This window comes from Pseudomonas sp. SbOxS1 (genome assembly GCF_013416725.1).
Classification (GTDB): Bacteria; Pseudomonadota; Gammaproteobacteria; order Pseudomonadales; family Pseudomonadaceae; genus Aquipseudomonas.
The window spans coordinates 509,941-523,043 of record NZ_JAAVXC010000002.1; the positions used below are offsets into that span (position 1 = coordinate 509,941).

Consider the following 13,103-nt stretch of genomic DNA (forward strand, 5'->3'; position numbering starts at 1 on the left):
TCAACCTCGACTCCAAAGGAAAACAAAGCATGTTGAAAAAGACTCTGGCCGCTCTGGCAATCAGTTCCGCCCTGTTGTCCGCCGGTAGCGTCATGGCCGCTGACTACGTGGTCGACAAGGAAGGCCAGCACGCCTTCGTTGACTTCAAGATCAGCCACCTGGGCTACAGCTTCATCACCGGTACTTTCAAGGACATCGACGGCAAGTTCAGCTTTGACGCTGCCAAGCCTGAAGACAGCAAGATCGAGTTCAACGTGAACACCGCCAGCGTGTTCACCAACAACGCCGAGCGCGACAAGCACATCTCCAGCAAAGACTTCCTGAACGGCAGCAAAGCCACGTTTGTTTCCACCAGCGTCAAACCTACCGGCAAAAACGCTGCTGGCAAGGACACTGCTGACGTCGCTGGCGACCTGACTATCCTGGGTGTGACCAAGCCAATTGTGGTCAAAGCCACTTTCCTGGGTGAAGGCAAGGATCCATGGGGCGGCTACCGTGCAGGCTTCGAGGGTACCTTCAGCCTCAAGCGTTCCGATTTCGGCAAGCAGAAAGACCTGGGTCCATCGTCCGATGCAGTTGAAATGTACGTGACGTTTGAAGGTGTCAAAGCGAAGTAATTTTCGCCGCTGACAAAAACGCCCGCTGCTCTCCCGAGCGCGGGCGTTTTTTATTGCCGCACACAAACTGTGTAGGAGCTGGCTTGCCAGCGAAGGCGTCCCTGAGCTCTCCAAAGAATTCGAGGGCCCCTTCGCCGGCAAGCCGGCTCCTACAGGTTCTGTGTCAGGCATAAAAAATGCCCCGGACCTTTCGGTACGGGGCATTTTTTATTGCGGCGATAACTCAGCGATTGCGGGTCAGCAAGGCCGGTTTTTCACCACGAGGACGGCTTGGCAGTTGATCCAGCTGCTCAGGTGTCGGGAAGCGATCGGCCTTCGACTCCTTGTGCATGATCTTCGGCGCGGGACCGCGCGGGTTCTGCACGGCCGGTTCCGAACGCGATTGCTCGTCACGGGCCGGGCGGCGGTTGCGCGAGTCTTCGCGACGGGCCTGGCCATCACGTGGTGCGCCGCTGCGTGGACCGCTGCGCTTGGCTGGCGGGGTGCCGGTGCTGGCGCCATCGCTGTTGCGCGGACCGTTCTGGCGACCACCCTGTGGCTTGCCGCCACGTGGTGCGCCTGCAGCTGTGCCTTGTGCCGGAGCACCCGGGCGACGGCCGCGGCCCTGGGCCGGTTTCTGCTGTGGCACGTAGTCGACGCGGTTACCGAAGTTATCGATATCGTCGTCCAGGAACTCGTCCGGAGCACGATCAGCTGCGGCACGCGGCGGCTGGCTTGGCTGACGCTGTTCGCGGGCCGGAGTGCCTTCGCGCGGCTTTTGCTGGCGGGCCGGGCGCTCACCGCGCTCGCCTGCCGGTTTTTCCTTGCCCTTGTCCTTGCCTTTGTCCTTGCGACCGCCACCACCACCGCTGCCATTCGGACCGTCGCCGCGCGGGCCACGTGGATTGCGCGGGTTGCGCATGTCCGGACGCTCGCGTGCTTCGGGTTTCTCGGCTTCCACGGCGCTGGCATCAAAGCCCATCAGGTCGCCGTCGGCGATTTTCTGCTTGGTCATGCGCTCGATGCTTTTCAGCAGTTTTTCTTCGTCCGGGGCCACCAGCGAGATCGCCTCGCCCGAGCGACCGGCACGGCCGGTACGGCCAATGCGGTGCACGTAGTCTTCATCGACGTTCGGCAGTTCGAAGTTGACCACGTGTGGCAACTGGTCGATGTCCAGGCCGCGGGCGGCGATGTCGGTGGCAACCAGGATGCGCACGGTACCGGCCTTGAAGTCGGCCAGGGCTTTGGTGCGAGCGTTCTGGCTCTTGTTGCCGTGGATCGCGACGGCGCTCAGGCCGTGTTTGTCCAGGTACTCGGCCAGGCGGTTGGCGCCGTGCTTGGTGCGGGTGAACACCAGCACCTGTTCCCAGGCGCCAGCGGTGATCAGGTGCGCCAGCAGTGCACGCTTGTGGCTGGCCGGCAGGCGGAATACGCGCTGTTCGATGCGCTCGACCGTGGTGTTCGGCGGCGTGACTTCGATGCGTTCCGGGTTGTGCAGCAGCTTGCCGGCGAGGTCGGTGATGTCCTTGGAGAAGGTCGCCGAGAACAGCAGGTTCTGGCGCTTGGCCGGCAGACGGGCGAGGACTTTCTTCACGTCATGGACGAAGCCCATGTCGAGCATGCGGTCGGCTTCGTCCAGCACGAGGATTTCCACGTGGGACAGGTCGACGCTGCCTTGGCCAGCGAGGTCGAGCAGGCGGCCAGGGCAGGCTACCAGCACGTCTACGCCACGGGACATGGCCTGGACCTGCGGGTTCATGCCGACGCCACCGAAAATGCAGGCGCTGACGAACTTCAGGTCACGGGCATAGACCTTGAAGCTTTCGTGCACTTGCGCCGCGAGTTCGCGAGTAGGGGTCAGGACCAGTACGCGCGGTTGGCGCGGGCCGTGACGCTGGGATTTGTCCGGGTGACCGTTGGGGAACAACCGCTCCAGGATCGGAAGGGCGAAACCGCCGGTTTTACCAGTACCTGTCTGTGCCGCGACCATCAGGTCGCGACCTTGCAACACGGCGGGAATGGCCCGCTGTTGCACCGGAGTAGGCTCGGTATAGCCCGCTGCCTCGATGGCGCGGACTAAAGCCTCGGAGAGACCGAGGGAAGCAAAGGACATGAGTAATCCTGTTTTAAGTTAGGGCTTGGCCCAATGGGAGTCTTGCCTGGCGCGAATGGCGTTTATGAGGAACGCAATCCCGTCCGGTCCTGCTTCGGTCACGAAGGCTCGTCTGGAGCGCTCGCGCGGGCTGAAAAGCTGCGCTGTAGCGGGGTCGAGATGCCTTGAACGGTTCCGAGCGTCCGGGCGTGAGCCTGGCGGGAAGGCCGGAGTATAACAGAGCAATCACTGCGCGCCGCTTTCCTGCTGCTCAACGGTTTTTTCCGTGTTGGCCGTGGTCCGCCCGGCGTTGGGGGTGTCGGCCGGGGCAGCGCCATATCGTGCGCTGAGCTCGGCGTAGGCGGGTTCGCGCTTGAAACGTTTGAGTTCGGCGCCGAAACGCTGCACCAGCAAGTCCATGCCGGCATTGCGTCGCACCGCCAGAAACTGGCTCTGCTGACTGATGACTACTGGGTTTTCAGTGATCTTGTTGCGGATATTCAGTTCGTCGAGCAAGTGCTGGCCCACCCGGCGGTCGGTGATCAGCAGGTCGATCCGCCCACGCACCAGTTTGCCGAAGTTCGCTTCGTGGCTCGGCGCAGGTTCCCGGGTGAACAGGGTCGAGTCCCTGAAGTCCTGGCTGTACAGGTAGCCAGGAGAGATGCCGATGGTCAGGCCGCGCAGTTCGTCGAGGGTGCGAAACGGATGGGGCCTGGCGTTGGCGTAGAACATCACGAACTGCACGTCCGACAGCGGTTCGCTGGGGTAGAGCAGGGTCGCATCGCGCTCATCGCTATGGAAAATGTCCAGCGCGCCATCGGCTTGACCGGTTTCAAGCATCGACAGGCAGCGTTTCCATGGCAGGAATTGCCATTCCACTTCGATGCCCAGGCGCTTGAAGACGATGGCGGTGGTTTCGTAGTCCAGCCCCTGTGCCTTGCCGTTCTCCTCGTACACGTAAGGTGCCCAGGGTTCGGTGACAATGCGCAGCTTCTCGCCCCTAGCGGCAAAGCTAAGGCAAGTGAAAACAAGCAGGGCGACGAACTGCGTGATCAAAGGCATGGGCTTGAGATTACGACGAGAAACGCGAAAGAGCCAGAAACTGGCAGCAGATGCTCTAACTCCGTGGATTGCCGCACAATAAAAGTGCGTTGAAAGCAAAAGATCGCAGCCTGCGACAGCTCCTACGTTGGAGTGTTTATGTCCTGTAGGAGCTGCCGCATGCTGCGATCTTTTGATCTAGCTTTGTTTAACGCGGCAATTTCAGGTTGTTCCACACTGCCAGGCTCGCTTCAGCCTGGTTCAGTGTGTAGAAGTGCAGCCCTGGCGCGCCGCCCTGCAGCAGGCGTTCGCACATTTCGGTGATGACTTGCTCGCCGAAACGCTGAATGCTCTGGGTGTCGTCACCGTAGGCTTCCAGTTGCTTGCGGATCCAGCGCGGGATTTCCGCACCGCAAGCATCGGAGAAGCGCGCCAGCTTGCTGTAGTTGGTGATCGGCATGATCCCCGGCACGATCGGGATGTTCACGCCCTTGGCCCGTACACGCTCGACGAAGTAGAAGTAGCTGTCGGCGTTGAAGAAGTACTGGGTGATCGCACTGTCGGCGCCAGCGTTGGCCTTGCGCACGAAGTTGTTGATATCGTCTTCGAAGTTGCGTGCCTGCGGATGCATTTCCGGGTAGGCGGCGACTTCGATGTGGAAATGGTCGCCGGTCTCTTCACGAATGAATTCAACCAGGTCGTTGGCGTGGCGCATTTCACCGCTGGCCATGCCCATGCCCGAAGGCAGGTCACCGCGCAAAGCGACGATGCGCTGGATGCCGGCAGCCTTGTACTGGCTCAGCAGGCCGCGCAGGTCGGCCTTGCTGTCGCCGACGCACGACAGGTGCGGTGCGGCCGGGACTTTGACTTCGCTTTCGAGCTGCAACACGGTGTTGAGCGTGCGATCACGGGTCGAACCACCCGCACCGTAGGTGCAGGAGAAGAAATCGGGGTTGTACGTGGCCAGCTGACGGGCAGTGGCGAGCAGCTTTTCATGCCCAGCGTCGGTCTTGGTAGGGAAGAACTCGAAGCTGTAGCGACGATCTTGGGACATGGTCATATCCTTGGAAACTCGAAAGCCAAACGGTGTGTCCGTTACGACGCCTTCGCTGGCAAGCCAGCTCCTACAATGGGTGGAACAGATTATTCTGTAGGAGCTGGCTTGCCAGCGAACCAGTCAACGCGGTGCGCCAGGCACACCGCGTCGCCGATCGGCGAATCAGTAGCGGTAAGCGTGCGGCTTGAACGGACCTTCGACAGTCACGCCGATGTAGTCGGCCTGGGTCTTGGTCAGTTGAGTCACGACGCCGCCGAAACCGCGGACCATTTCCAGGGCCACTTCTTCGTCGAGTTTCTTCGGCAGTACTTCAACGGTCAGGCGCTCGGCTTTCTGGGCTGGCGACAGGTCGGCGTACTTCTGGCCGAACAGGAAGATCTGCGCCAGTACCTGGTTGGCGAACGAACCGTCCATGATGCGGCTCGGGTGGCCAGTGGCGTTGCCCAGGTTAACCAGGCGGCCTTCGGCCAGCAGGATCAGGTAGTCGTCGTTCTGGGCGTCGAATGCACCAGCGCCGGTACGGTGGATCTTGTGAACCTGTGGCTTCACTTCTTCCCATGCCCAGTTCTTGCGCATGAAAGCGGTGTCGATTTCGTTGTCGAAGTGGCCGATGTTGCAGACAACAGCGCGCTTCTTCAGGGCCTTGAGCATGTTCGCGTCGCAAACATTGACGTTGCCGGTGGTGGTCACGATCAGGTCGATCTTGCCCAGCAGTGCCTTGTCGATGCTTTCTTCGGTACCGGTGTTGATACCGTCGATGAACGGCGAAACCAGTTCGAAACCGTCCATGCAGGCTTGCATGGCGCAGATCGGGTCGACTTCGGAGACTTTGACGATCATGCCTTCCTGACGCAGGGACTGGGCGGAGCCCTTGCCCACGTCACCGTAACCGATGACCAGCGCTTGCTTGCCGGACAGCAGGTGGTCGGTACCGCGCTTGATCGCATCGTTCAGGCTGTGACGGCAGCCGTACTTGTTGTCGTTCTTGCTCTTGGTCACCGAGTCGTTGACGTTGATGGCCGGGATTTTCAGCTCGCCTTTGGCCAGCATGTCCAGCAGGCGGTGCACGCCGGTGGTGGTTTCTTCGGTCACGCCGTGGACGCGATCCAGTACCTGTGGGTACTTCTTGTGCAACAGTTCGGTCAGGTCGCCGCCGTCGTCGAGGATCATGTTGGCGTCCCATGGCTGGCCATCCTTGAGGATGGTTTGCTCCAGGCACCACTCGTACTCCTGCTCGGTTTCACCTTTCCAGGCGAAAACCGGAATGCCGGCAGCGGCGATGGACGCAGCAGCCTGGTCTTGAGTCGAGAAAATGTTGCAGGACGACCAGCGTACTTCGGCACCCAGGGCAACCAGGGTTTCGATCAGCACGGCGGTCTGGATGGTCATGTGGATGCAGCCGAGGATCTTCGCGCCCTTGAGCGGTTGCTCTTCGGAGTACTTGCGACGCAGACCCATCAGGGCTGGCATTTCCGATTCGGCGATGATGGTTTCGCGACGGCCCCAGGCAGCCAGGGACATGTCGGCGACTTTGTAATCGTTAAAATCTGCAGGCGTGATAACAGCGCTCATGAAGAGCCTCCATTCGTAATGTATGCGAATGGGCGCCGTTGTGCGTTTAGTGTCTGGCCGTTGATGACCAAGCAACGCCCCATCCGAGCCTGACAGGCCTAGCCTGCTGCAGCGCCCCTCGGACAGGTGGCGGGAAAACGGTAGCAAGTGAAGATTACCGTTTTGAAACGGGGGCGATTATAGCGGGCTATGCTGATCTTCCAAAGGGTTTCTGTCGGTCAATGTGCGAACGGTAATGGTGGCCATAGAAGATGCCGAATAGAGCTCTGGCCCGGGGTCTGCCAAGATACCGTCCATCATTCGGCAAGACGCTCAGGAGTGCATATGAATTTCCACACCCGCAAATGGGTCAAGCCCGAAGACCTGAACCCCAATGGAACGCTGTTCGGCGGCAGCCTGCTGCGCTGGCTCGACGAAGAAGCGGCGATCTACGCCATTGTCCAGCTGGGCAACCAGCGCGTGGTCACCAAGTACATTTCCGAGATCAACTTCGTCAGCGCCTCGCGCCAGGGCGACATCATCGAGCTGGGTATCACCGCCACCGAGTTCGGCCGCACCTCGATCACCCTCACGTGCGAAGTGCGTAACAAGATCACCCGCAAAAGCATCCTGACGGTGGAAAAGATTGTGTTCGTCAACCTGGGTGAAGACGGCTTGCCTGCGGCACACGGGCGCACCGAGATCAAATACGTCAAGGACCAGTTCAAGGATGAGGGCGCCGTCGAATAATGTTCGGCGTGTAAGAACGTAAGCTGAGCCGCAGGGGTCGTAATTACATCGCACGCCTGCGGTTCAGGAGTCCCATGGACACTAAAAACGACGGCAAGACCCCCGACCTCTCGGCAAAAGAGCAGCGCGAAGTCGAAAAGAACCAGCCACCGCGCGCGGCGGTGCTGCACGAAATCATCCGCACCCAGGGCGATCAGGAACTGGAGCGCAGCGTTGCCGCGCTGTGGTGGTCGGCGCTGGCCGCCGGCCTGACCATGGGCCTGTCGTTGATGGGCATGGGGTTGCTCAATTCCCGCCTGCCGGACGGCGAAGGTTTCAAGGTGATTGCCAGTTTCGGCTATTGCGCCGGTTTCCTCGCGGTGATTCTGGCCCGCCAGCAACTGTTCACCGAAAACACCCTGACCGCCGTGCTGCCGATCATGAGCAAGCCCACACTGGGGAACTTCGGCCGGTTGCTGCGGCTGTGGGGAGTGGTGCTGGTGGGTAACCTCTGCGGCACGATACTGGTGGCCTACGTCATGCTGGAGTTGCCGATTTTCGACAGCAAGACCGACGTGGCCTTCCTCGACATCGGCCGCAAAGTCATGGAAAACGACGCCAGCCAGATGTTCGCCAAGGGCATCGTCTCGGGCTGGATGATCGCCACCATGGTCTGGATGATCCCGTCCATGGAGAGCGCCAAGATGTGGATCATCATCCTCATCACCTACCTCATGGCGCTGGGGGATTTCACGCACATCGTGGTCGGTTCGCTGGAGGTCTCGTACCTGGTGTTTGCCGGGCAATTGCCGTGGAAGGATTTCTGGCTGGTGTTCGCCGGTCCCACGCTGGTGGGGAACATCGTGGGTGGCAGCTTTATCTTCGCGTTGATCAGCCATGCGCAGATTCGCAGCGAGAGCGGGCCGCCGAAAAACGCAGCGGATCAGGCTGAAGAGCCCGATCCGCAGGTGATCAAGAAGTAATCAGCCCGGCACATTCACCGTAGCGGCACTGCGTCGTTGCAGGTAGATAAAATACAGCGCGGCCAACACGGTCAAGCCACTGACCAGTGCGCCGGTCCACGGCAAGTCCGCCAGGTCTGCACCGCTGGCGACCACCAGCCCGCCGATCCAGGCACCTGCGGCGTTACCGAGATTGAATGCGCTCTGGTTCAGCGTCGAACCCAGGTTGGGCGCTTCATGGGCCTGGTCGATGATCAGCAGTTGCAGGATCGGGCACAGCGCGAAGGCGAAAATGCCCCACAACACCAAGGTGATCGCTGCGGGAATCACCGAGTGGCTGGTCTGGCTGAATGCGGCCAAAACGACCACCACGGCCAGCGCCATGCCGACGAGTGAAGGCAGCAAGCGGCTGTCGGCCAATCGCCCGCCGAGCATGCTGCCTGCGGTCAAGCCCACGCCGAACAACAACAGCATGATGGTCACGCCATGGGGGCTGACACCGGTGATGTCCTGCAGGATCGGCGCGATGTAGGTGAATACGCTGAACAGGCTGGTCGAGGCCAGTACGCTCATGCCCAGTGCCAGCAGCACGTTGGCCTTGCCGAGCACCTTGAACTCGCTCGCCAGGTTGGCTTTATCCATCACGATGTTCTTCGGCAGCCAGACCCACTGCGCAATGGCAGCGATCACGCCGATCACCGACACCGCCCAGAACGTCGAACGCCAGCCGGCGTATTGCCCCAGCGCGGTGCCCAACGGCACCCCAAGCACGTTGGCCAGGGTCAGGCCGGTGAACATCATGGCAATCGCCTGGGCCCGTTTGTTCGGTGCCACAAGGCCGGCGGCAACCACCGAGCCGATGCCGAAGAACGCGCCGTGGCACAGCGCGGTAATCACGCGCGCGGCCATCAGCGTGGCGTAGTTCGGCGCCAGTGCGCAAAGCATGTTGCCGAGGATGAACATCAGCGTCATGCCCAGCAGTGTCGCTTTGCGCGGCATGTTGGCCGTGCCGATCGCGAGGATCGGCGCACCGAACACCACGCCCAGGGCATAGCCGGTGATCAGCAATCCGGCGTGGGGAATGCTGACTGCGAGGTCGCGGGCAACATCGGGCAACAAGCCCATGATGACGAATTCAGTGGTGCCGATGCCGAACGCGGCAACAGCAAGGGCAAGCAAGGCGAGTGGCATGCGCAGGGTCTCTGTCGGTAGTCTTGACGCTCTGATCAGGCATACGCATGCCAAAGGCCGATCTCGATGAGAACGGCCAAGGGCATTGTTATTGGAATTAGTCTGTGCGCAACTGAGTGCGGCGTGGTCGGTTGCAGTATAAACAGCTGCTGACATATGGCGAATCAATTCTCTACCCGCCCCCTGTAGGAGCCCGGCTTGCCGGCGATGACGATCTCCAGGACGCCATCGCCGGCAAGCCGGGCTCCTACAGGGGGCGGGTGAACCACAAAAGGAGTAGGCCGTGCTTGCGACGGCGTTGGTGTTGGTGGCGGCGCTGCTGCATGCGGCGTGGAATACCCTGATCAAGTTCAGTGCGGAGCGTTTGCTGGTAGTGGCCTGCATGGACAGTGTGGCAATGCTCTTCGTCGCGCTTATGTTGCCGTTCGTGGAACTGCCGCCACTGGACATCTGGCCGTGGATTCTCGCCTCGGCAGCGTTCGAGTTGCTCTACCGCTATTTGCTGATCCAGGCCTATCGCGTCGGCGACCTCGGGCTGGTCTATCCGCTGATGCGTGGGTTGTCGCCACTGGTGGTGCTGGCGCTGACCCTGGTGTTTGCCGGGGAAGTACTGACCCACCAGCAGATCTTCGGAATTCTGCTGATCCCGCTCGGCATGCTTTGCCTGCTCTGGCAGGGGGGCGGCGGTGCGCGCTTGCCGTGGTCGATGCTGCCTGTGGTCGCGTTGATCGGCTTGTGCATTGGTTGCTACACCTTCATCGACGGTCAGGCCTTGCGGCGCTGGTCGCATCCACTGGATTACCTGGTCTGGGTGACGTTGCTCAGTGCCTGGCCGTTTCCGTTGCTGGCCTGGGTGCGCAAGCGGCCGGCGTTCAAACTGTTCTGGCGCGAGCAATGGCGATTGGGGCTGGCGGTCGGGTTCTGCGTGTTGTTCAGCTACGCTCTGGTGCTGTGGGCCATGCAGCTGGGCTCGATTGCCGAAGCGGCGGCCTTGCGCGAGATCAGCGTGATCCTGGTGGTGCTGTTCGGCATGCGTTACCTGAAAGAGCCTTTCGGCGGGCCAAGGCTCCTGGCCTGCGGGCTGGTCCTGGTCGGCATGCTGGTGATGAAATTTTGACGGGTCAAAATCTGAGAAAGGGACTGCTGAATGAATGTTGCTCTGTGGTGCATTTTAATCGCGATCATCCTGCCGTATGTGTGTATAGCGGTGGCCAAGATCAGCGGGGGCTACGGTTTGAGACACAATCATGATCCCCGGGGATTCCTCGATTCCCTGGAGGGCTTGGGCAAGCGGGCGCATGCGGCGCAACTGAACAGCTTCGAAGTGGCCCCGGCGTTCGCGGCAGCAGTGATCGTGGCGCACCTGGTCGGCAATGCGGAGCTGGTGACGCTCAATGTGCTGTCGGTGTTGTTCATCACCAGTCGACTTCTCTACATCATTTTCTATCTGGCGGACTGGGCGACCTTGCGGTCGTTGGTGTGGTTTGTGGGGATGGGGTTGATCATCAGTTTCTTTGTGGTCTCGGTTTAAGGGCAGAATCAAAAGATCGCAGCCTGCGGCCGCTCCTACATAGGGCGTGTGCAGGCTGCGATCTTTTTGCTTTAAAGCTTGTCCGCCACCTGCGGCACTTGTGGCAGTGCTGCACCTTTGGGCCACAGCATCCAGATCTGCCCTTGCTGCTTCATGTCTCCAGCCAGTTGCCCAGCCGCCTCGCCAGTACCCCAGAACAGATCTGCACGAACCTCGCCAGCAATGGCGCCGCCGGTGTCCTGGGCCGCCACCGGGCGTACGAGTGCAGTGCCGTCCGGTTTGGTGGTGGACAACCACAGCAGGCTACCCAACGGGATCACCTTACGGTCCACCGCCGCACTGTAACCAGCCGTCAACGGCACGTTCAGCGAGCCGCGCGGCCCTTCGTTGCTGTCGGGGTTCCTGGTGAAAAACACATAGCTCGGATTACTGCCGAGCAGTTCTGGAATGCGCGAAGGGTTGGCCTTGGCCCAGCTGCTGATCGCTCCCATGGTCACGTCTTCTTTCTTCAACTCGCCTTGTTCAACCAACCAGCGCCCGATCGGTCGGTAAGGGTGGCCGTTCTGGTCGGCGTAAGCGATTCGCAGCTGGCGACCGCTGTCGAGCTGGATCCGACCTGAGCCCTGGATTTGCAGGAACTGCAGGTTCATCGGATCGGTCAGCCAGGCCACGACCGGCGCGTTGACCCCTTTGCTACCGATGGTTGCGGCATCGTCGTAAGGCTTGAGCACACGGCCTTCAAGGCGGCCGCGCAGGCGTTTGCCCTTGAGTTCCGGGTAGATGCTGTCCAGCGAGACAATGATCATGTCTTCAGGCACGCCATACACCGGGATGTTCGCCGTGGTGGTTTGGGTCAGGCTGCCGGGATAGACCGGTTCGTAGTAGCCCGTAATCAATCCGTTGGGATTGTCATTGGCGGCGCGCAGGCCGTAGACATCCAGGTTCTGCTTGAGAAAGCCGCGGATGTCGCTGGCGCTCTGTGGCACGTTGGCCGCCGCTGCACAGGTGCCGCCCCAGACCGGATCGGCCTTGAGTCGGGTGCAGGCGCTGCGCCAGGAGCCGAAACCGGCCACGAGGTCTTTGTCGGAGACCGCCGGCAACGCTTCCCAGGTGGCGCTGGAGTAAGTGGCCAGGGCGTGGGTCTTCGGTTGCTTGTCTTCGCCGCCGGTGCAGCCCGCGAGCACGGCCACTATTGGAAGCGTCCAGGCCAGGGGGTGACGCCAGGCCTTGAAACGGCTGTTCATGGGGTAATTCCTTTACCGGTTGCCTGAGAGTGGTGTGCGCTCATGCAACCCGTATTGATGATAGGGGTATTGGTGTTTGCCGGTGACGCGAGGATACTGGCCGACGTTTTCCGTGACCTGAAGCCACCATGACTCTTAAAAGACTTTCTGTTGTATTGCTGGCCTGCCTGACGCTGTCCGCTTGTGGCGGCGTCGATCCCAACTCGCCCCTCGGGCAGCGCAAGGCCATTTTCAAGCAGATGCTCAAGACCGGTGAAGACCTGGGTGGCATGTTGCGTGGCCGTATCGCGTTCGATGGCCCCAAATTCGCTGACGGCGCGGTGAAACTCGATGCGCTGTCCCGTGAGCCGTGGAAACATTTTCCGCAGGTGCGCGAAGAAGACCACACCAGCGCCAGAAGTGATGTCTGGGAGAAGCAGGCACGCTTCGAGCAAATGGCTCGCAGCCTTGAAACCGCCACCGGCGAGCTGGTGATTGCCAGCCAGGTCCAACCCTACAAGGCCAGTAACCTGGGGCCGGCGGTACAGAAGGTCGAAGATGCCTGCAGTGCGTGCCATAAAGAGTTTCGGGATCATTGACCTGTAGGCGTTGCGGTGTGGCGATTCGACTTGCCGGCGTGAGCCTTGAGGTTGCTAAAAGCTTCGCTGGCAAGCCAGCTCCTATCTGTCCAATTCATCCACCGCTTCCTGCAATTCCTTGCGGGACTCGGCGAGTTTGTCCTTGCGCTTGTTGATCTTCTCGGGGTCGCCTTGTTTCATGGCTTTGTCGAGGTCGGCCTGACGCTTGCTGACTTCGTGCTTGGCGTCGAGCACCTTGTTTTCCCGTTCTTTCTTCAGCGAGGCATCGGTGCAATTGGCGCTGACTTCGCTCAAGGCTTTCTCCAGGCCGGCCTGCTGTTCGGCATTGCCGTGGGATTTGGCCAGTTCAATCTGATTGAGGATGCCTTGCTTCTTGGCGGCGCAGCCGGTCAGGCCCGGGGCCTCTTCGACAGCCATCAATGGAGTGGCCATAACGCTGCAAAGGGTCAACAGGACCAGCGGTGAAAGAAATTTCATAAAAGCTCCAGGTGAAAAAGCATTCGTGTCGATGCAGCGATGGCATGTTTGAGC

Annotated in this window: 13 protein-coding genes and 1 riboswitch; of the genes, 6 read left to right on the forward strand and 7 right to left on the reverse strand. The window is 60.6% G+C overall.

The window, feature by feature from the left end; all coding sequences use genetic code 11:
- Nucleotides 1-29 precede the first annotated feature (29 nt).
- Entirely contained in the window at nucleotides 30-617 is a 588-nt protein-coding gene (locus tag HFK74_RS03300; protein ID WP_008057034.1) for a YceI family protein, read from the forward strand.
- 223 nt (nucleotides 618-840) lie between these two features.
- On the opposite strand, the gene HFK74_RS03305 is transcribed toward HFK74_RS03300, so the two are convergent.
- The 4 genes from HFK74_RS03305 to ahcY form a co-directional block, all read right to left on the reverse strand.
- A complete protein-coding gene (locus HFK74_RS03305; protein ID WP_180202325.1) occupies nucleotides 841-2,709 on the reverse strand; it encodes a DEAD/DEAH box helicase in 1,869 nt (622 codons plus the stop codon).
- 225 nt (nucleotides 2,710-2,934) lie between these two features.
- The gene (locus HFK74_RS03310) at nucleotides 2,935-3,750 is read right to left on the reverse strand and encodes an ABC transporter substrate-binding protein (RefSeq protein ID WP_180202326.1); all 816 of its coding nucleotides are present in this window, start codon (nucleotides 3,748-3,750) and stop codon (nucleotides 2,935-2,937) included.
- A 187-nt stretch (nucleotides 3,751-3,937) separates the two neighbouring features.
- Nucleotides 3,938-4,783, reverse strand: coding sequence for a methylenetetrahydrofolate reductase [NAD(P)H] (gene metF / locus HFK74_RS03315; RefSeq protein ID WP_008057037.1), 846 nt, complete (start codon nucleotides 4,781-4,783; stop codon nucleotides 3,938-3,940).
- A 165-nt stretch (nucleotides 4,784-4,948) separates the two neighbouring features.
- Nucleotides 4,949-6,358 carry an adenosylhomocysteinase gene (ahcY, locus tag HFK74_RS03320; RefSeq protein ID WP_008057038.1) on the reverse strand — a complete coding sequence of 470 codons (1,410 nt, stop codon included), beginning with the start codon at nucleotides 6,356-6,358 and terminating at the stop codon, nucleotides 4,949-4,951.
- 23 nt (nucleotides 6,359-6,381) lie between these two features.
- Nucleotides 6,382-6,484: riboswitch (S-adenosyl-L-homocysteine riboswitch) on the reverse strand.
- 198 nt (nucleotides 6,485-6,682) lie between these two features.
- On the opposite strand from ahcY, the gene HFK74_RS03325 reads away from it, so the two are divergent.
- Complete coding sequence (locus HFK74_RS03325; protein WP_180202327.1) at nucleotides 6,683-7,087, forward strand: acyl-CoA thioesterase; 405 nt, start codon at nucleotides 6,683-6,685, stop codon at nucleotides 7,085-7,087.
- A gap of 74 nt (nucleotides 7,088-7,161) precedes the next feature.
- The gene (locus HFK74_RS03330) at nucleotides 7,162-8,049 is read left to right on the forward strand and encodes a formate/nitrite transporter family protein (RefSeq protein WP_180202328.1); all 888 of its coding nucleotides are present in this window, start codon (nucleotides 7,162-7,164) and stop codon (nucleotides 8,047-8,049) included.
- On the opposite strand, the gene HFK74_RS03335 is transcribed toward HFK74_RS03330, so the two are convergent.
- Nucleotides 8,050-9,219, reverse strand: coding sequence for an MFS transporter (locus HFK74_RS03335; protein ID WP_180202329.1), 1,170 nt, complete (start codon nucleotides 9,217-9,219; stop codon nucleotides 8,050-8,052).
- A gap of 283 nt (nucleotides 9,220-9,502) precedes the next feature.
- Between HFK74_RS03335 and HFK74_RS03340 the strand changes: the two genes are divergently transcribed.
- Nucleotides 9,503-10,336, forward strand: a complete 834-nt coding sequence (locus tag HFK74_RS03340) for an EamA family transporter (RefSeq protein ID WP_008057046.1) — start codon at nucleotides 9,503-9,505, stop codon at nucleotides 10,334-10,336.
- A gap of 30 nt (nucleotides 10,337-10,366) precedes the next feature.
- On the forward strand, nucleotides 10,367-10,750 hold the full coding sequence (locus HFK74_RS03345) for an MAPEG family protein (RefSeq protein ID WP_008057047.1): 384 nt from the start codon (nucleotides 10,367-10,369) through the stop codon (nucleotides 10,748-10,750).
- A gap of 71 nt (nucleotides 10,751-10,821) precedes the next feature.
- Here the strand turns inward: HFK74_RS03345 and HFK74_RS03350 are convergent, their stop codons facing one another.
- Nucleotides 10,822-11,994: a murein transglycosylase A gene (locus HFK74_RS03350; RefSeq protein WP_180202330.1), complete on the reverse strand. Its 1,173-nt coding sequence runs from the start codon at nucleotides 11,992-11,994 to the stop codon at nucleotides 10,822-10,824.
- Nucleotides 11,995-12,122: 128 nt separating this feature from the next.
- Between HFK74_RS03350 and HFK74_RS03355 the strand changes: the two genes are divergently transcribed.
- Nucleotides 12,123-12,572: a cytochrome c gene (locus tag HFK74_RS03355; protein ID WP_180202331.1), complete on the forward strand. Its 450-nt coding sequence runs from the start codon at nucleotides 12,123-12,125 to the stop codon at nucleotides 12,570-12,572.
- An 81-nt stretch (nucleotides 12,573-12,653) separates the two neighbouring features.
- Here HFK74_RS03355 and HFK74_RS03360 read toward each other — a convergent pair whose 3' ends face one another.
- Nucleotides 12,654-13,049 (reverse strand): DUF1090 domain-containing protein, encoded by a 396-nt coding sequence (locus HFK74_RS03360; RefSeq protein ID WP_180202332.1) that lies wholly within the window; start codon nucleotides 13,047-13,049, stop codon nucleotides 12,654-12,656.
- Nucleotides 13,050-13,103: the final 54 nt, after the last annotated feature.